Raw genomic sequence first — 16,863 nt, 5'->3', positions numbered from 1 at the left:
TACCGATCCGGCCCCGTTACACAACCAATACTTATCTCCGAGGTCGCCGCTTGGCCCGAGCTCCCGTGGCAAGTCGCCCGGCTTCACCGGTGCATTGTGAACCCGCCTGAAACCGCCTATCTGATGCAGGTTCGGCGTCGAGGCGCCGCACGATTGCCTCACGGAGAGCGCCCGGTGCCCAATTCCATCGTCGACTTCTTCACCCGCGTGTTTGCGGCAATCGGGCGGGGCATCGGCCGCGTGGTGGCCTGGCTCGCCTGGCCCTTCGCGGCGCTCGGCCGCTGGTTCGCCCGGCGCGGCTGGGTAGCACGAGGCATCGCCGGCGCCGCGCTGCTGATGGTCGTCGGCCTCTACATCTATTTCTTCTGGCAGACGCAGGTCTGGACGGGCTTCAACCCGGACTATGTGCAGGCTTACAATTTGGAGAGCCGCGGCGTATCGCCCGGCGAGCAGGTTGCCGCCGCCGGAAGCGGGGAGGGCACGCGCACCTGCGGGCGGTCCGGCATTGCCGATGTCGCCGCCGACCTTACCGACTTCAATGTTGACGAGAACGCATGGATCTCCTCCATGCTGCTCTACAAGCTTGGCTTTTTCGGCCTCGACTGGGACGATACGCCATTCTTCGACAACAAGGCCTCGTTCCAGCGCGGGGTGAACCAGGCGGTGCGCCGCACGGCAGTGGAACTCGTTGACGCTCTCGGCCGCGTGCGCGGCACCTCGCAGGTCGACAGCGATTTGCAGAAGGCGCGCGAAAGCATCCAGTTTTCCGAGGACGCCTGGTATTTCGGCCTCAACCCCTTCGGCCCGAAGACGCCGACGCCGAGCTTCTACAGGACTGCGGTCAACTCCCTGCGCAGCTTCAACGACCGGCTGGAGCGGTGCGAGGCCGTATTCGACGCCCGCGCCGACAATCTCATCCAGTTCCTCGACCGCATCGCCAACGATATCGGCTCCACGTCCGCCATCCTTCGCGAGCGCTCGGAAAACTTCAACAGCGGCTGGTTCGACACGCGCGCCGACGACCGCTTCTGGTTCGCCTATGGCCAGCTCTACGGCTATTACGGCCTGCTCCACGCCGCGCGCGCCGATTTCGACGATGTGATCGCACAGCGCGCCCTCGTTTCCCTGTGGGAAGCGACGGAAGGCCAATTAAGGGCCGCGCTCAACATCACGCCCTTCATCATCTCCAACGGACGCGAGGATGGCTGGATCATGCCGACCCATCTTGCGACGATGGGTTTTTACATCCTGCGTGTGCGCTCCAATCTGGTGGAGCTCAGGCAAGTGCTCGACCGCTGAGGTGTTTCGCATATGTGAAGTTCTGTGCTTGGCTTTCATCCAGCTGAGCCGCGCCTTGACAGGAACCCTGCTGTGGGGTCTAAGCGGGGTAAGCTCCTGTCGCAATTGGGGCATTTTCCGGCTTTTTCAGAGATTGCGCCATTGTCCCGCGCAGCTTATGGGTCGGAGCCGCTTCACATAGAAGAAGTTGGAGGATCCGGGAGAGCTTCATGGCCGAATTCAAATCCGATATCGAGATCGCCCGCGCGGCGAGGAAGAAGCCGATCCAGGAGGTCGGCGCAAAGCTCGGCATCCCATCCGAGCACCTTCTCCCCTTCGGCCATGACAAGGCGAAGATCTCCGCCGAATTCATCGCCGGTGCCCGCAGCCGCCCGGACGGCAAGCTCATCCTGGTGACGGCCATCAACCCCACCCCCGCCGGGGAGGGGAAGACGACCACCACGGTCGGCCTCGGCGACGGCCTCAACCGCATCGGCAAGAAGGCGGTGGTCTGCATCCGCGAGGCCTCGCTCGGCCCCTGCTTCGGCATGAAGGGCGGTGCCGCGGGCGGCGGATACGCGCAGGTGATCCCGATGGAGGATATCAACCTCCATTTCACCGGCGATTTCCACGCCATCACCTCGGCGCACAACCTGCTCGCGGCGCTAATCGACAACCACATCTACTGGGGCAACGAGCTCAACATCGACACCCGCCGCGTCACCTGGCGCCGGGTGATGGACATGAACGACCGGGCGCTGCGCGAGATCGTCTGCTCGCTTGGCGGGGCGGCCAACGGCTATCCGCGCGAGGCGGGGTTCGACATCACCGTCGCCTCGGAGGTGATGGCGATCCTATGTCTAGCCACCGACCTAGAGGACCTCGAAAAGCGCCTCGGCAGCATCATCATCGGCTATCGCCGCGATAAGACCCCCGTCTATGCGCGGGATTTGAAAGCCGACGGCGCCATGGCCGTGCTGCTCAAGGACGCGCTGCAGCCCAATCTGGTGCAGACGCTGGAGAACAACCCGGCCTTCGTGCATGGCGGCCCCTTCGCCAATATCGCCCATGGCTGCAACTCCGTGATGGCCACCACGACGGCGCTCAAGCTCGCCGACTATGTGGTGACGGAAGCCGGCTTCGGTGCCGATCTGGGCGCGGAAAAATTCTTCAACATCAAGTGCCGCAAGGCCGGCCTGAAGCCAGCCGCGGCCGTCATCGTGGCCACCGTTCGCGCCCTGAAGATGAATGGCGGCGTGAAGAAGGAGGATCTCGGCATTGAGGATGTCGAGGCGCTGAAGAAGGGCTGCGCCAATCTCGGCCGCCACATCGAGAACGTAAAGCAGTTCGGGGTGCCGGCGATCGTCGCCATCAACCATTTCCACAGCGACACCGAGGCCGAGATCGAGGCGGTGAAGGCCTATGTCGCAGCGCAGGGCGAGGAAGCGGTGCTCTGCCGCCACTGGGCGGAGGGCTCCGCCGGGATCGAGGAGCTCGCCCACAAGGTTGTTGCCCTCGCCGAGGGCGGCCGGTCACAGTTCGCGCCGCTTTATCCCGAGGAGATGCCGCTGTTCGAGAAGATCGACACGATCGTCCGACGCATCTATCGCGGCTCGGGCGCGATCGCCGACAAGAGCGTCCGGGCCCAGCTCAAGCAATGGGAGGAGCAAGGTTACGGCAATCTGCCGGTCTGCATGGCCAAGACCCAGTACTCCTTCTCCACCGATCCCAATCTGCGCGGCGCGCCGGTGGATCATGCGGTCCCCGTGCGCGAGGTCAGACTGTCGGCGGGGGCGGGCTTCGTGGTGGCGATCTGCGGCGAGATCATGACCATGCCGGGCCTGCCTAAGGTCCCCTCGGCGGAGAAGATCTTCCTCAACGAGGCCGGTTATATCGAGGGCCTGTTTTAGGATCCAGTTCAGGGGCAGGGCGCGCGTCGAGAACGTTCCCTGCTCCCCATCAGCTCTAAGGCTTACCCGTGGGAGGCTTCATCCCTGCGGATATCCGTCACCGTGAGCCGGTGCACGCGGCCGTCGCGCGCCGTCCAATCGATCGTCTGCCCGACAGACAGGCCGATCAGAGCCGTGCCCACGGGCGTCGCCACCGAGATCTTTCCCTCCGCGATATCAGCCTCGCCGGGATAGACGAGCGTCACCGTGAGTGGCTCACCGTCATCGGCCGTATATGTGAGAGTCGAGCCCATGCGGACGACCGTCTCCGGAAGCGCGGCATCCTTCACGACGCGGGCCCGTTCGAGCTCGCCGATCATGATGTCGGCCAGCGCTGGATCGCGGTCCTCCATGGCCGTCGCGAGACCCAGCAGCCGGTCATGGTCGGTCTGGGAAATGGTGATGCTTGGCTTGCGCTTCTTCTGCATAGGTTCACCCATTGCGCCGGTCAGCCCGGCTGTCGCTCTGATTGTTGCTGGATGCGCCTTGGAGGTGCCGCGTGCTGCCGCGGCTCAGAGTTTTGGTCGCCCCGCGGTCCGGGGGCGCACCACCGAACCCCGGGGTCAGTGTCCGGCGATGGGACACACCCGAAGGAGGAGGAAAGACCAGGGTCGGTTCGCTTTCATGGATCAAAGGTGGGCCAACACCCATGCAAAGTCAAGGACGGCGGGCAAAGGGGGTCCGCCTAAGGCGGCCGAAGCGGAAGCCCTCAGGCATAGCCGCGCGAACCATCATCATCTCGCCGATCGTCTCATGGGTGAGAAGGCCGACAAGCCGGCCGGTGCTATCGACCACCGCCACTGCCGGCGCGCTCTTCTCCTGCATGAGACGGAATCCCTCCGTCAGGTTCTGCCGCCGGTGCACACTGGGAATGTCCGTGCGCATGGCCCTGACGACCGGTGCGTCAGGTCCGGTCTCCTTGAGTGCGGCGATCATGTCGTTGCGCGTGAGCAGGCCCTCCAGACGACCTTCCGCGTCCAGGATCGGAAATTCGCTCTGGGTGGTCGCAAGCAGCCGGTCAATGGCTTCGGCGATGGTGGCAGAGCGGTCGAGCGCGGCGAATTCGGTCACCATGACGTCACCAGTGAGGACGCTATTCGAGATGTGGCGGATCTGCGCGTTCTGCGCCTCGGCGGCGGCGGCGAGATAGACGAAGATGGCGATGAAGATGAGGAGCGGATTGTAGAAAAGGCCGAGAAAGCCGAACAGGAAGGCAAGGCCCTGGCCGATATTGGCGGCGATCTGCGTTGCCCGCGCCCAATCCAACCGGGTGGCAAGGAGCGCCCGCAGCACCCGTCCGCCATCCATCGGAAAGGCAGGGATCATGTTGAAGAGCACGAGGAAGATGTTGACGCCTGCCAGCCGCACGAGGAAATTGGTGCGCGGGTCCTCCACCTGCATCATCTGTTCGACGCCCACCGTGCCGCCAAGGATCACGATGATAACGCCGGCGATCACGACATTGACCAGCGGTCCAGCTATGGCGATGACGAATTCCTGGCCCGGCTCTTCCGGCATCCGCTCGAGCCGCGCAAGGCCGCCGATCGGCAGCAGTGTGATGTCGGGAGTCCTGATGCCGTAACGGCGCGCGGCGAGCGCATGGCCGAACTCGTGCAGCAGCACGCAGCCGAAGACGGCGATGATGAAGGCCACGCCCTCCCAGGCTGCCGGCGCGCCGCCGATCCGGTAGTGCATGAACCAGATCCATACGAGGAGCAGGAGAAAGGTGATGTGCACGCGCACGACGGTGCCGCCGAATTTTCCGATGCTGAACGACCATGTCATGGTGACGCATGCTCCCCGTTCCGGACGAACGCCATATCTTAGAGACGCTTCTATCAACGGAGCTATCTAGATCGGGTTGCAGCGAGGAGGACAGATGCGCGTCAATACGGGTCAGGTGATCGAGACGGCAACGAGCCTCGTGCAAGGCATGCGGCACCGGCCGGAGGCGGTGGTCCCGGCCATTGTGCTCGGCATCGTGGGGCTAGGCTTCTATGCCTTCATCTCCATCGCCGATGAAATGGCCGAAGGCGAGATCCGCGCCGTCGACGAGCGCCTTTTTCTGGCGCTCCGCAATCCGGCCAACCCTTCCGACCCGCTCGGGCCGCCCTGGCTGGAAGAGGCCGCCCTGGAGATCACCTCGCTCGGTGGATATGCCTTGATCGTCCTGGCTGTCGCCGCGGTCACCGGTCTCTTGCTCATAACGCGGCGCTACGGGCCGGCGCTTTATGCCGTGCTTTCCGTGGGTTCCGGCGCGCTGCTCTCGAGCTTCTCGAAGAATTTCTACGGCCGCCCGCGGCCCGATCTTGTCGATCACCTGGACATGGTCCACACGGCGAGCTTTCCGAGCGGCCATGCCATGGTGACCACCGTGGCCTACCTGACACTCGCCGCCCTCGTCATCCGCTTTTTCGATGACCTCCGCGTGCGCCTCTACGTGGCGGGCGTCGCGATCTTCATTTCCGCCATCGTCGGGCTCACCCGCGTCTATCTCGGCGTCCACTGGCCGAGCGATGTGGCCGCCGGCTGGGCGCTAGGAGCCGCTTGGGCAAGCCTGACCTGGCTTTTCGTGGCGCTGCTCCAGTTCCTGCGGCATCACTCAGTCCGCCGCCGGAGCGAATGAGGAAAGCGGTTGCGCGCCCCGGCATTCGCAGCTATGGAATGCGCATGAAAATGGTTCTAGACGCAAAGCTTTGGTGGCGGGCCCGCTGACAGCGGCCGGTGCGAGCGTTTGCGCGTGAACTTCGACGATGGCCGCAGGTGAAGACCGGGCGGCCATTTTCATTTGGACTTCCCGGCCACCGCAAGGGGAGCAGGAAATGAGCGTGGAAGTCTTGGAAAGCGGCAGCGAGCGTTTCGTCACCGAGAGCGGCATCGCCGTTACCCGTTCGCGCAGCGAGGTCGCCTATGGCGGCGCCATCGACGCCTATATCGATGCGCTGGACAGCCGCCGCGGCGCTGTCTTCTCCTCCAACTACGAATATCCCGGCCGCTATACGCGCTGGGACACCGCCATCGTGGACCCGCCCATTGCGATCTCCGCGCGCGGGCGGGCGATGCGGATCGAGGCGCTCAACCGGCGCGGCGAGGCCATGCTGCCCGCCATCGCCGCGGCGGTCGAGGCCCTTCCGGAAGTCACCATGGCCGTGCAGACGTCCCGCCTGCTGGAGGTCGCCGTCGCAGAGCCGGCCGCGATCTTTGCGGAGGAGGAGCGCTCCCGCGTTCCTTCCGTCTTCACGGTGCTGAGGGCGGTTACGAACCTCTTCCACACGCAGGACGACAGCAATCTCGGCCTTTACGGCGCCTTCGGCTATGACCTCGCCTTCCAGTTCGACCCGGTCGCCCTGAAGCTCGAGCGGCCGGAAAGCCAGCGCGATCTCGTCCTCTACCTGCCGGACGAGATCCTGGTCGTCGATCACTATACGGCTAGGGCTTGGCACGACCGCTACGATTATTCGGGCGAGGGATTTTCGACGGAAGGCCTGCCGCGCGATGGCAGAGAGGAGCCGTTCGAGCCGTCCGACCGCGTGCCGCCCTACTGCGACCATGAGCCGGGAGAATATGCGCGGCTGGTCGAGAGGGCGAAGGAGAGCTTCCGGCGCGGCGATCTCTTCGAGGTGGTGCCGGGGCGCATGTTCTTCGAGCGCTGCCAGAGCCTGCCTTCGGCCATTTGCCGCCGCCTCAAGCAGATCAACCCGTCACCCTATTCCTTCTTCATCAATCTCGGCGAACGCGAATATCTGATCGGTGCCTCGCCGGAAATGTTTGTGCGCGTTTCGGGAAGGCGCGTGGAAACCTGCCCGATCTCCGGCACGATCAGGCGCGGCGACGATGCGATCTCCGATTCCGAGCAGATCCTGAAGCTGCTCAACTCCAAGAAGGACGAGTCGGAGCTTACCATGTGCTCGGATGTCGACCGCAACGACAAGTCCCGCGTCTGCGAGCCGGGTTCGGTGCGCGTCATCGGCCGCCGCCAGATCGAGATGTATTCCCGCCTCATCCACACGGTCGACCATATCGAAGGCAGGCTGCGCGAGGGCATGGACGCCTATGACGCCTTCCTTTCCCATGCCTGGGCCGTCACCGTGACCGGCGCGCCCAAGCTCTGGGCCATGCGCTTCATCGAGGAAAATGAAAAGAGCCCGCGCGCCTGGTATGGGGGCGCGGTCGGCATGGTGCACTTCAACGGCGACATGAATACGGGCCTCACACTGCGCACCATCCGTATCAAGGACGGCATCGCCGAGGTGCGCGCCGGGGCGACGCTGCTCTTCGATTCGGACGGCGAGGAGGAAGAGGCAGAAACCGAACTGAAGGCCTCGGCGATGCTTTCGGCCATTCGCGAGGCAGGGAAGACGAATATGGCAAACGAAGCAAGACAGGCCGCGCGCGTGGGGGAGGGGCTAAAAATCCTGCTCGTCGATCACGAGGATTCGTTTGTGCACACACTCGCCAACTACTTCCGGCAGACGGGCGCGGAGGTGACGACCGTGCGCTCGCCCGTGGCGGACAGCGTTTTCGAGCGGGTCAAGCCGGACCTGGTGGTGCTCTCGCCGGGGCCGGGCACGCCGGAGGATTTCGACTGCACGGCAACGATCAGGAAGGCGCGCGGACGTGAGCTGCCGATATTCGGCGTCTGCCTGGGGCTGCAGGCTCTGGTGGTCGCCTATGGCGGCGAGCTCAGGCATCTGCATGAGCCGGTGCACGGCAAGCCGTCGCGCATCCGCACCGGGCACAACAGCCTGGTCTTCTCCGGACTGCCAAAGGAGGTGACCGTCGGGCGCTACCACTCCATCTTCGCCGACCCAGTAAGGCTGCCAAAACCTTTCGTCGTCACGGCCGAGACGGAGGACGGTGTCGTCATGGCCATCGAGCACGCGAGCGAGCCGGTGGCGGCGGTGCAGTTCCACCCCGAATCCATCATGACGCTCGGCCACAATGCCGGTATGCGCATGATCGAGAATGTCGTCGCTCATCTGCCGCGCAAGGCGAAGGTCAGGGCGGCGTAGGAGCCGCTCCACGCCGGAAAAAAGGGCAAGTCTAAATCTTGATCGCAAGTGTCCGGCCCATGGAAAGGAGGTGGGGGGACAGATGCGCCCTCGAAGGGAGTAGACCCTGACACCATGGCCCCAATGAGCTCCCGAATTCGCCGCCTGTCCTTCTGGTCCATCGTCGTGGGCCTCGCCGTCCTGGCGCTCAAATTCTCCGCCTGGTGGCTGACCGGATCGGTCGCCCTGTTCTCGGACGCAATGGAATCCATCGTCAATGTCGTGGCGTCGCTGGCGGCCTGGTACGCCATCCGCGTCTCGCATATGCCGGCCGACGAGAACCACCCGTTCGGGCATCACAAGGCAGAATATCTGTCGGCCGTGCTTGAAGGCGTGCTCGTCGTCGTCGCGGCGCTTCTCATCCTGCGGGAGGCGGCGCTCGCCTTCTTCTCCCTGCATGCGATCGAGGCCCCTGCCGCGGGTCTGATCGTAAACGCCGCCGCGTCCGTCGGCAACGGCGCCTGGGCGCTGGTGCTCATGCGCGCGGGCCGCGCGGCCCGCTCGCCGGCGCTGATCGCCGATGCTCGGCATCTATGGGCGGATGTCGCCACCTCGGCGGGCGTGATCGCCGGCCTTATCCTGGCGCTCGCAACGGGCTGGCTATGGCTCGACCCGCTCATGGCCATCATCGTGGCGGTCAACATCCTGTGGCACGGATGGCATATGGTGCGTTCCTCCGTGCAGGGGCTGATGGATGTGGCCGTGGAGGCCAAGGACGTGGCGGAGATCGAGCGCATCATCGCGGAGAACAGCGGCGGCGCGCTCGAATTCCACGATCTGAAGACGCGGGAAGCGGGCCCGGTACGCTTCATCGAGTTCCATCTCGTCGTGCCATCCGAGATGACTGTCGAGCGGTCGCACGAGATCTGCGACCGCATCGAACACGCGATTGTCGAGGCGATGCCCGGCACGCGCGCCGTCATCCATGTGGAGCCCGCGCACAAGGCCAAGCACGGTTAGACTCAATCGGGTTTCTTGGACTGGATCGCCTCGAAACCCTCAGCCGCCTTCTGCGGGTCTTCGGGAAAATCTTCCATTTCCATGACCTTGCGGATCTCGATGGTCTCGTCGGGTCCCGCCGGACAGCGCTTTGCCCATTCGATTGCCTCCTCGCGTGAGGCGACGTCTATGATCCAATAGCCGCCGAGCACCTCCTTCGATTCCGGGAAAGGTCCGTCCGTCACCTCGGGAACGCCGTTGGCAAAGGTGACGCGGGCGCCCATGGAGGGCGGGTGCAGGCCTTCCGCGGCCACGAGGATGCCGGCATTCTGCAACTCCTCATTGTAGCGCATCATCGGCCCGACGGCGTCGGCCTCGGGCAGGGTGCCGGGCGCGGCGGTCTCGTACCCCTTGGGGATCATCAGCATCATGTAGCGCATGGTTTCTCCTATTTTCCGGTTCTGGTGAAAAGCGCCCCGCCCGCCCACGCGCAGGGCAGCGACGTCAGGGCCACGGCAATCGCGTACCAATGGTCGCCCATGTGCCAGGTGGCTGCGGCTCCCGCGACGCTCAGCACGAAGCCGATCGCGCCGAGGATCATCGCATGGAGCATCGGCCGCGTAGGAGCCAGCCTTGCCGCGATGTAGCTGCCGAGCACCGCGTAGACCACGCGGTAGGCGAGCGCTAGCACGTATTGCGCCGTTTCCATCGGCTCCCCCCAGGGCGGGTAGATGCCGAGCGAATGGCAAAGCTGATCCGTGCCGACCGATAGGGCCACCACGGTGACAAAGCCCAAAACGAGAGCACCCGTGCTGCGCAGCGTGGGCGAGCCGCCGCGCCGGATTTCCACTGTCTCAACGCTCATCTTGCGAACCTCCAGATCGTGCCGCCATGACGGCTGGCTGAATGCAAGACGAAGAGAAAGGGCGCTGTCCGACAGCGCCCTGAAAATATTCGCCAGCCCGCTTTCCGTCAGCTACGGATAGCGGCGTAAGCGTGGGTCCAGAAATCGGTATAGGTTCTGGGCGGCTCCGGCGAATCCATCAGCCGCTGGCTGAAGAAGAGGCCAATCAGGCCCTTCTTGGGATCGGCATAGGCGGAGGTCCCGTAGCCGCCGTCCCAGCCGAAGCGGCCAGGGGTGAGCCACGGCATCGTCTGCTTCACGGCCACCGACATGCCGAGCCCCCACCCGGCGCCGCCTTCCATCATGAAGATCGCGGCATCCGACGCGGTCTTCTGTTCTGGCGTAAGCTGGTCGCGAGTCATTTCGGCGATCGTTTCCGGCCTCAGGATGCGAGTGCCATGGAGCTCCCCGCCATTCAGCATCATGCGGTAGAAGGCAAGGAAATCGTCCACCGTCGAGACCAGTCCGCCGGCGCCGGAATCGAGCGGAGGAGGGGTGGAAAAATCGATGCCGTCGGAAGGTCCGTATTCCTTCAGCCTGCCGTCACCCGCTGTAAAGTCCGTCCCATACTGCGCCGGCAGCCGATCGAGCTTCGCGGGCGGGACGAAGAAGCCGGTATCCTTCATCCCGAGCGGCTCAAACAAGCGCTCGCGCATCACCTCGCCCAGCCGCTTGCCCGTCGCCCGCTCCACAAGGATTCCGGTGACATCAAGCCCGTTGTTGTAGAGGAAGCGCTGGCCAGGCTGATAGGCGAGGGGGAGTGCGCCCAGCCGCTTCATATACTCATCCGAACTCACCTTCGGCAGCGCGAATCCCGGCGCAACCCCCGCTTGGCGCATAGCCGCCTGGATCGGGTACTTCTCCGGGAAGACCATGATGGCGCCCAGCCCAAAGGTTTGGGTGAGGAGATCGCGCAGCGTAATCGGCCGGGCGGCCGGGACGGTGTCGTCCAGATTGCCCTCGACGCTTCTGAGTACGCGCCGGTCCGCAAGCTCCGGCAGGAATTCGTCTACCGGCTCGTCGAGACCAATCACCCCTTCCTCAACCAGTTGCATGGCCACCACCGCGGTCACGGGCTTGGTGATGGAGGCGACACGGAAGATCGTATCGCGCGCCATCGGCTTGCCGCCGACGCCCAACCGATACGTGCCGGCGGCGCCGACATGCGTCTCGCCGCCGCGCGCTAGAGCCCAGACCGCGCCGGCTATGTAGCCGTCCTTCACATGGCCTTCCATGGCGTGTTGCAGTGCATTCAGCGTCTCGGGATCGAGCGTTTTTTCCGTCATAGAAGCTTCTCCTGCCGAAGCAGCCGGCCGGCTGGGGAACCCCGCCATGCCGAGCGCGAAGGACGCGCTCGCCGCCGCCTTCAGCAGCGAGCGCCGGTCAACAGCCTGATTCATGCTCATGGTTGTCTCGCCTCCCTAACAGGCGCTATCCGCCAACCGCATAGGTCAGCACCACGCCGCCGGTCGTGAGCGGGCGGGTGCTTTCAAGACGCATCTTGACCTGCTGATCCTGCGGCTTGAACAGCGGCTTGCCCCCGCCCAGCACCACCGGCGCAACGCAGATCCGGTATTCGTCGACAAGCCCGGCCTTAAGCAAAGAGGCGACGAGGTCGGCGCTGCCGAAGACAAAAACGTCCTTGCCCTCTTCCGCCTTCAGCGCGGTGACCGCCTCCACGGCTTCGCCCTTCAAAAGCCGGGTGTTGTTCCATGTCGCCTGGTCGAGCGTGCGGGTCGCCACCGCCTTCTCGATGGAGTTCATCATCTCGGCGATCTCTCCGGTCGCGTTGGTCCAATAATCGGCCATGCCCTCATAGGTGCGCCGCCCAAAAAGCAGCGTGCCGATCTCCTTGCCCTGCTCGAGCGAGAATGCCTGCAGCTCGTCGCCCCAGACCGTCTCGTGGAACCCGAGGTCCCAAGGATTCTTGCCCTCGAAATAGCCGTCGAGCGTCATTACGTTCCAAACCACCAATCGTCTCATAGCTTTCTCCTTTGCTTCATTCTCTGGTCAGCCGATATTGCTTGTGTGTTCGCTGATCGCCTGGGCGATCTGGTCCCAATGGCCGGGATGCAGTTCGTGGCCACCCCCTTCGAGCTTCAGCAGCCGCGCGCCCGGCACTGCGGCGGCAAGAGCCGCGCCGTGTTCCGGCCGGAATACCGGGTCGGCCGTGCCGTGAATGACGAGGAGCGGCACTTTCATCTCCTGCAGCCGATTTCGCCACGCCTCTCCGACCTCGAAGAGGATGCTGTGATTTGTGGCGCTGGAGTAACCGCCCGAGCGGTCGAAATCCTCTTCGAGAAAGGCTCTCATCTCGGCCTCATCGAACGGATGCGCCGTGCCTGCGATCAGACGCACATCCTCGACCATATATGCGACCGCGGCCGTCCGATCCGACCAGTCCACCTCCACGTTCATGTGTTCCAGCCACGCCTCGCCGCTCCCAGGAAGGTGGGATGTGTCGGTCCCGAGCGGCGAGGTGCTGATAGCCGTCAGCGAGAGTACGCGTTCTGGATTTTTCAGCGCCGCGCCCTGCCCGACCCTGCCGCCAAGGGAGAAGCCAACGATATGGGCGGCTGAAATCCCGTAGCCGTCGAGCACGCGGAAGATGTCCTCGACCGCATCGTCGTAGCCATAGCCCGGTTGCCCGGGCGGATATTTGGTCGAGACCCCGGTGTCGCGCTGGTCGAAGCGGATGACGTAGCGGCCGCGTTCCGCGAGCCGGCGGCAGAACTGCTCCGGCCACCACAGCATGGAGGCCATTCCGCCCATGATGAGCAGGACCGGGGGGCTGGCCGGGTCTCCGAATGCTTCCGAGCCGAGCTCAAGGTCGTTAGTCCTGATGGTGCGCGTATTCATGACAGCTCTCCTGTTGTGGGCAGCTTGATACGTTCTATCAATCAGACGGCGGCGATGATTTGAGCCAAAGCCGGCGGGGCAATCACGCAGGGACGTAGGTCAGCCTGACCGTGTCCTCACCAATGAGATCGGTGGATACAAAGCGCAGCGGCGGCCGCGGGCCGGCGAAGAATGGCCTGCCGCGACCAAGCACGACGGGGTGGAAGTAGAGGCGATACTCGTCGATAAGCCCAAGCTCGGTCAGGCTACCTGCCAGGTCCGGACCGGCAACTGCGAGTTCCCCGGAGAGCCGTGCCTTCAGGTCACGGATCACCGCCGCGATGTCAGCCTCGACAAGTGTCGCGTTGGGTCCCACCGACTTCAGGGAGCGCGACACGACCCATTTCGGCATGTGTCTCCATACCGCCGCGAACTCGTGTTCCTCCGCGCTCCATTCGGGGCGGTCTTCGTCCCAATAGCGCATGATCTCATACATGCGGCGGCCGTAGACGCTGCCGGTCAGGTTGCGTTCGTACTCTATCCAGTGACGAAAAAGCGCGGGCTTTGGCGCAAATTTCTCGTGGTCGACGTAACCGTCGAGAGACAGGTTCATTCCAAAGATAAGCTTGGCCACTCGCTCACTCCTCCGCACAAGTTCCCGGCATTGGCCAATTGGCCCAGCGGGAGTTTTCCAATGCAAAGCACGACAGTCCTTGACCTCGTGCAATTCTAGTTGCATTATGCAACTGGTTGCAGACTAATCGAACCGATTTTGTTTTGCAACCGGTTTTTTTGGAGAAGCGGAATTGGCTGCTGCAATGGAAGAAATCGAAGCCCACCGTTCGGGCTGTCCCATCAACCTGACGCTGGAGGTGCTGGGGGACAAATGGTCCCTGATCGTCGTGCGCGACATGATGTTCGGCAACCGCCGCCATTTCCGCGAGCTTCTCTCGCAGAACGAGGAGGGGATCGCCTCCAACATCCTCGCGGACCGCCTGCGCCGCCTGCTGGCCGAAGGCGTCATCTCCAAGGAAGACGACCCGAGCCATAAGCAAAAGGCGATCTACAGCCTGACGGAAAAGGGCATCGAGCTTCTGCCGATCTTCGCCATGATCGGCGCCTGGGGCCGCAAATGGCTGCCCGTGACGGAGGCGCTGTCGATCCGGGCGCAGATTTTGGAGGAAGGCGGCCCGGACCTGTGGGCGGAGTTCATGGAGGAACTGCGCTGGGAGCATCTGGGCACGCCGGCAAAGCCCAGGACCGGCCCCGGCGTGCGGGAAAGGCTGCGCGCTGCCTATGAGGAGGTGGTGGCGCGGAATGCTGCCGCCGCTTCATAGAGCTGATCAGGCTGGCGATTACCAATTTTTGGTATATATTGAAGCCTGTCGGAGGTGCTGATGGCCCGCAATACATCCATTTCACTCGGCGATCACTTCGCCGACTTCATCGATGCACAAGTGAAGACCGGCCGCTATGGCTCGGCCAGCGACGTTGTGCGCGCCGGCCTTCGGCTCCTTGAAGAGCATGAGGCGAAGGTCAAGGCATTGGAAGCGGCCTTGATCGCCGGCGAGGAATCTGGCGAACCGCAGCCTTTCGATAACGAGGCGTTCCTAGCGAGAATGCGGGCAAAGCATGTCAGATAGGAGCCGCCGATACAGGCTCTCTCCCCTTGCGGAGGCTGACCTGGAGGAAATCTGGCTCTATACTTTCAAACACTGGTCACTGGAACAGGCGGACATATACCACAACCTGCTTGTGGCCGCTTTTGAGGAACTCGCGGCAGGTACCAAGATCAGAAGGCGCGTCGACATTCGTTCAAGTACGCTGTCGGAGCGCATTTTGTGTACTACCGCCGATCGAACGCTGCTTTGGATATCGTTCGTATCCTGCACCAGCGAATGAACACCAAGCAACACCTCTAACGGTGATGCCCCCTCATAAATACCCAGTCACCTCGGGCGGCCGGTCCCAGGCATCATGCCGGCCGTCCTCGTAGATGATCGGCGCGGCCGCCAGTTCCTTGTCCGTGGCGTCGTCAAGGCAAGCTACGTTCACCGCATGGAACGGCCCGCCCATGATCTCGAAATCCGCGCTCGCGAAGGGATGCACGCCGCAATGCCTGCAGAAGACGTGCCTGATCATTCCTTCGCCAAACCTGTATTCCGCAAGCGCCTCCTCCCCGGCCAGGAGCGAAAAATCCTCGGAGGGTACAAAAGCCTTCCAAAAGCGGGTTTTCAGGCAAGACGAGCAGTTGCAGCGGAAGGTGGATGTCCACCAGATCCCCGGCCGCGGCGGCTCCGACCGCTTTCCCTCCGGCGCAAGATCGATCTTGGCAGCAAAGCGCACCGCGCCGCAATGGCAGCTTCCGTGATAGGTTTTCCTCATAATCTCCTCAGCCTTCTATGGGCGACTGTTGGTGAAATGTGAGCTTCCATGCCTCGCCGCGACAGATATAGAGGCTGCTGGCAAGCGCGTGGATCGTGGATGTCTCGTGCGCCCACCGGGCCGCGACGCGATAGGTCAGCAGCGCGACGTCCGGTGTAATCTCCCGCACGCGCGTGTCTGTGAACTCGACCTCGGCCCAATATCGGCCCTCGGCATTCTCCCTGAGGATCGCCTCGACGGCGGTGTCGCGGGAGATCGGTCCGGTCTCGGGGAAAACAAGGACCGCCTCCTCGACCAGGCTGTCCTTGTAGAATGGCGCATCGTTGCTCCAGAGCCTGCGTTCGATCCCCTGCAGATGCTTCTCAAGCTCCATCTTCTGGGTCTCCCTTCGATTTTTCCACATAAGCCTCCAGCCGATCGATGCACTCGCTCCAGCCTTCCGCATGGCCGTCGCGGCTTTCGACGGTCGGGAAGGGCGTCTGGCGGAACGTGAGCTTGGTGCCGGCCTCCACCTCGTCGAAAGTGACGGTGATCACGGTATCCATCGCATCCTGCTCTTCCCAGACGAAGGTCAGGACGAGGCGGCTCGGCCGCACGATCTCGCGATAGGTGCCGTGCGCCCAGTAGTCCTGCCCCTGCGGTGACCGGATGCAGCCGCGCCAGGCACCTCCCTCGCGAAAGTCGGCCCTCATGGAGGGGACGGAGAAATCCTTCGGTCCCCACCAGGAGGCGAGGTGTTCCGGGGTTGACCAGGCATCGAAGACGAGTGAGCGCGGTGCGCTGAAGATCCGCGTCAGGGTGAGGGCGATCTCGCCCTCATGGGCGGCAAGCGTCTGGCTCATTCCTTATCCTCCGGTTGAAGGGGGAGGGAAAGGCGAGTCTTTTCCGCCATTTGGCTCCCCCGGCTTGCATTTCGATTCAGGCGGCTTCTTCCAGCCCTTCTTCCTGGAGCGCTGCCCGAACCGCCGGCCGGTTGCCGATCCGCTCGAAATAGGCGCCAAGGGGAGCGGGAAGCTCCATCTGCGAGCCCTTCGCCCAGCGCAGCATGACGTAAAGATACGCGTCGGCGGTGCTGAAGGCTGTCCCCAGAAGATGATCGTGCTTCATTGCATCGGCGATCGTCTGCAGCCTGCCCATAACCGCGTTACGGGCTTCGGCCTTGTCCTCCTCGCGCGGCGCGAAGAAGGAGCGGATGAAGGGCTTGTGGATCTCTGCGCCGATGAAGGACAGCGCCTCGACGAGACGCACGCGCGCCATGACGTCTTTCGGCTTCAGATGCGGCGCCTGCTCGGCGATCCAGAGGAGGATGGCGGCGTTCTCGGTGAGCACGGTTCCGTCATCGAGCACCAGCGCCGGCACATAGCCCTTCGGATTCACCTTCGTGAAATCCTCCCCCTTTTCGGTTTTGCGCGTCGGGATATCGACGCGCACCATTTCGTAGTGAAGGCCCGCCTCGTTCAGTGCGATATGGTCGGAAAGGCTGCAGGCGCCGGGAGTCATGTAGAGCTTCATTCCTATC

At 63.5% G+C, this 16,863-nt stretch carries 20 protein-coding genes; 8 read left to right on the top strand and 12 right to left on the bottom strand.

The genetic code is table 11. The features are described from left to right. The first annotated feature begins 174 nt into the window (after positions 1-174). Both RIN79_RS03820 and RIN79_RS03815 read left to right on the top strand, forming a co-directional pair. Entirely contained in the window at positions 175-1,299 is a 1,125-nt protein-coding gene (locus tag RIN79_RS03820; protein WP_309083291.1) for a DUF2333 family protein, read from the top strand. Positions 1,300-1,508: 209 nt separating this feature from the next. Continuing rightward, a complete protein-coding gene (locus RIN79_RS03815) occupies positions 1,509-3,188 on the top strand; it encodes a formate--tetrahydrofolate ligase (protein ID WP_309083290.1) in 1,680 nt (559 codons plus the stop codon). Positions 3,189-3,250: 62 nt separating this feature from the next. Here RIN79_RS03815 and rnk read toward each other — a convergent pair whose 3' ends face one another. Then, the gene (rnk, locus tag RIN79_RS03810; protein ID WP_309083289.1) at positions 3,251-3,655 is read right to left on the bottom strand and encodes a nucleoside diphosphate kinase regulator; all 405 of its coding nucleotides are present in this window, start codon (positions 3,653-3,655) and stop codon (positions 3,251-3,253) included. A gap of 229 nt (positions 3,656-3,884) precedes the next feature. Continuing rightward, the gene (locus tag RIN79_RS03805; protein WP_309083288.1) at positions 3,885-5,012 is read right to left on the bottom strand and encodes a site-2 protease family protein; all 1,128 of its coding nucleotides are present in this window, start codon (positions 5,010-5,012) and stop codon (positions 3,885-3,887) included. A gap of 94 nt (positions 5,013-5,106) precedes the next feature. Here RIN79_RS03805 and RIN79_RS03800 point away from each other — a divergent pair, with 94 nt between their 5' ends. The 3 genes from RIN79_RS03800 (at position 5,107) to RIN79_RS03790 (ending at position 9,238) form a co-directional block, all read left to right on the top strand. Next, positions 5,107-5,853 (top strand): phosphatase PAP2 family protein, encoded by a 747-nt coding sequence (locus tag RIN79_RS03800; protein ID WP_309083287.1) that lies wholly within the window; start codon positions 5,107-5,109, stop codon positions 5,851-5,853. Positions 5,854-6,049: 196 nt separating this feature from the next. Continuing rightward, positions 6,050-8,239, top strand: coding sequence for an anthranilate synthase (locus RIN79_RS03795; protein ID WP_309083286.1), 2,190 nt, complete (start codon positions 6,050-6,052; stop codon positions 8,237-8,239). Positions 8,240-8,362: 123 nt separating this feature from the next. Beyond that, on the top strand, positions 8,363-9,238 hold the full coding sequence (locus RIN79_RS03790) for a cation diffusion facilitator family transporter (protein ID WP_309083285.1): 876 nt from the start codon (positions 8,363-8,365) through the stop codon (positions 9,236-9,238). Between the two features lie 2 nt (positions 9,239-9,240). Here RIN79_RS03790 and RIN79_RS03785 read toward each other — a convergent pair whose 3' ends face one another. From RIN79_RS03785 to RIN79_RS03760, 6 genes are all read right to left on the bottom strand, one after another. Then, positions 9,241-9,657 carry a YciI family protein gene (locus RIN79_RS03785; protein WP_309083284.1) on the bottom strand — a complete coding sequence of 139 codons (417 nt, stop codon included), beginning with the start codon at positions 9,655-9,657 and terminating at the stop codon, positions 9,241-9,243. An 8-nt stretch (positions 9,658-9,665) separates the two neighbouring features. Continuing rightward, positions 9,666-10,082, bottom strand: a complete 417-nt coding sequence (locus RIN79_RS03780; protein WP_309083283.1) for a hypothetical protein — start codon at positions 10,080-10,082, stop codon at positions 9,666-9,668. Positions 10,083-10,189: 107 nt separating this feature from the next. Next, positions 10,190-11,527, bottom strand: coding sequence for a serine hydrolase domain-containing protein (locus tag RIN79_RS03775; RefSeq protein ID WP_309083282.1), 1,338 nt, complete (start codon positions 11,525-11,527; stop codon positions 10,190-10,192). A 25-nt stretch (positions 11,528-11,552) separates the two neighbouring features. Further along, positions 11,553-12,104: a dihydrofolate reductase family protein gene (locus tag RIN79_RS03770; protein ID WP_309083281.1), complete on the bottom strand. Its 552-nt coding sequence runs from the start codon at positions 12,102-12,104 to the stop codon at positions 11,553-11,555. A 27-nt stretch (positions 12,105-12,131) separates the two neighbouring features. Continuing rightward, positions 12,132-12,980 carry an alpha/beta hydrolase gene (locus RIN79_RS03765; protein WP_309083280.1) on the bottom strand — a complete coding sequence of 283 codons (849 nt, stop codon included), beginning with the start codon at positions 12,978-12,980 and terminating at the stop codon, positions 12,132-12,134. An 82-nt stretch (positions 12,981-13,062) separates the two neighbouring features. After that, positions 13,063-13,593: a dihydrofolate reductase family protein gene (locus RIN79_RS03760; RefSeq protein WP_309083279.1), complete on the bottom strand. Its 531-nt coding sequence runs from the start codon at positions 13,591-13,593 to the stop codon at positions 13,063-13,065. A gap of 184 nt (positions 13,594-13,777) precedes the next feature. On the opposite strand from RIN79_RS03760, the gene RIN79_RS03755 reads away from it, so the two are divergent. The 3 genes from RIN79_RS03755 to RIN79_RS03745 are packed head-to-tail and all read left to right on the top strand — an operon-like array spanning position 13,778 to position 14,861. Next, entirely contained in the window at positions 13,778-14,296 is a 519-nt protein-coding gene (locus RIN79_RS03755; RefSeq protein WP_309083278.1) for a helix-turn-helix domain-containing protein, read from the top strand. A gap of 60 nt (positions 14,297-14,356) precedes the next feature. After that, positions 14,357-14,602 carry a type II toxin-antitoxin system ParD family antitoxin gene (locus tag RIN79_RS03750; protein WP_309083277.1) on the top strand — a complete coding sequence of 82 codons (246 nt, stop codon included), beginning with the start codon at positions 14,357-14,359 and terminating at the stop codon, positions 14,600-14,602. Then, positions 14,592-14,861, top strand: a complete 270-nt coding sequence (locus RIN79_RS03745; RefSeq protein WP_309083276.1) for a type II toxin-antitoxin system RelE/ParE family toxin — start codon at positions 14,592-14,594, stop codon at positions 14,859-14,861. Before RIN79_RS03750 ends, RIN79_RS03745 begins: the two co-directional genes overlap by 11 nt. Positions 14,862-14,894: 33 nt before the next feature. On the opposite strand, the gene RIN79_RS03740 is transcribed toward RIN79_RS03745, so the two are convergent. The 4 genes from RIN79_RS03740 to RIN79_RS03725 form a co-directional block, all read right to left on the bottom strand. Further along, entirely contained in the window at positions 14,895-15,344 is a 450-nt protein-coding gene (locus tag RIN79_RS03740; RefSeq protein ID WP_309083275.1) for a GFA family protein, read from the bottom strand. A gap of 7 nt (positions 15,345-15,351) precedes the next feature. Beyond that, a complete protein-coding gene (locus RIN79_RS03735) occupies positions 15,352-15,717 on the bottom strand; it encodes a nuclear transport factor 2 family protein (RefSeq protein ID WP_309083274.1) in 366 nt (121 codons plus the stop codon). Further along, positions 15,707-16,186 (bottom strand): SRPBCC domain-containing protein, encoded by a 480-nt coding sequence (locus tag RIN79_RS03730; protein ID WP_309083273.1) that lies wholly within the window; start codon positions 16,184-16,186, stop codon positions 15,707-15,709. Before RIN79_RS03730 ends, RIN79_RS03735 begins: the two co-directional genes overlap by 11 nt. Positions 16,187-16,262: 76 nt before the next feature. Beyond that, positions 16,263-16,856 carry a glutathione S-transferase N-terminal domain-containing protein gene (locus tag RIN79_RS03725; RefSeq protein ID WP_309083272.1) on the bottom strand — a complete coding sequence of 198 codons (594 nt, stop codon included), beginning with the start codon at positions 16,854-16,856 and terminating at the stop codon, positions 16,263-16,265. Positions 16,857-16,863 lie beyond the last annotated feature (7 nt).

Origin of the sequence: Chelativorans sp., assembly GCF_031180965.1 — a bacterium.
Classification (GTDB): Bacteria; Pseudomonadota; Alphaproteobacteria; order Rhizobiales; family Rhizobiaceae; genus Chelativorans.
The sequence above is the reverse complement of the archived record's forward strand: the minus strand, read 5'-3'. Positions and strand labels throughout refer to the sequence as shown.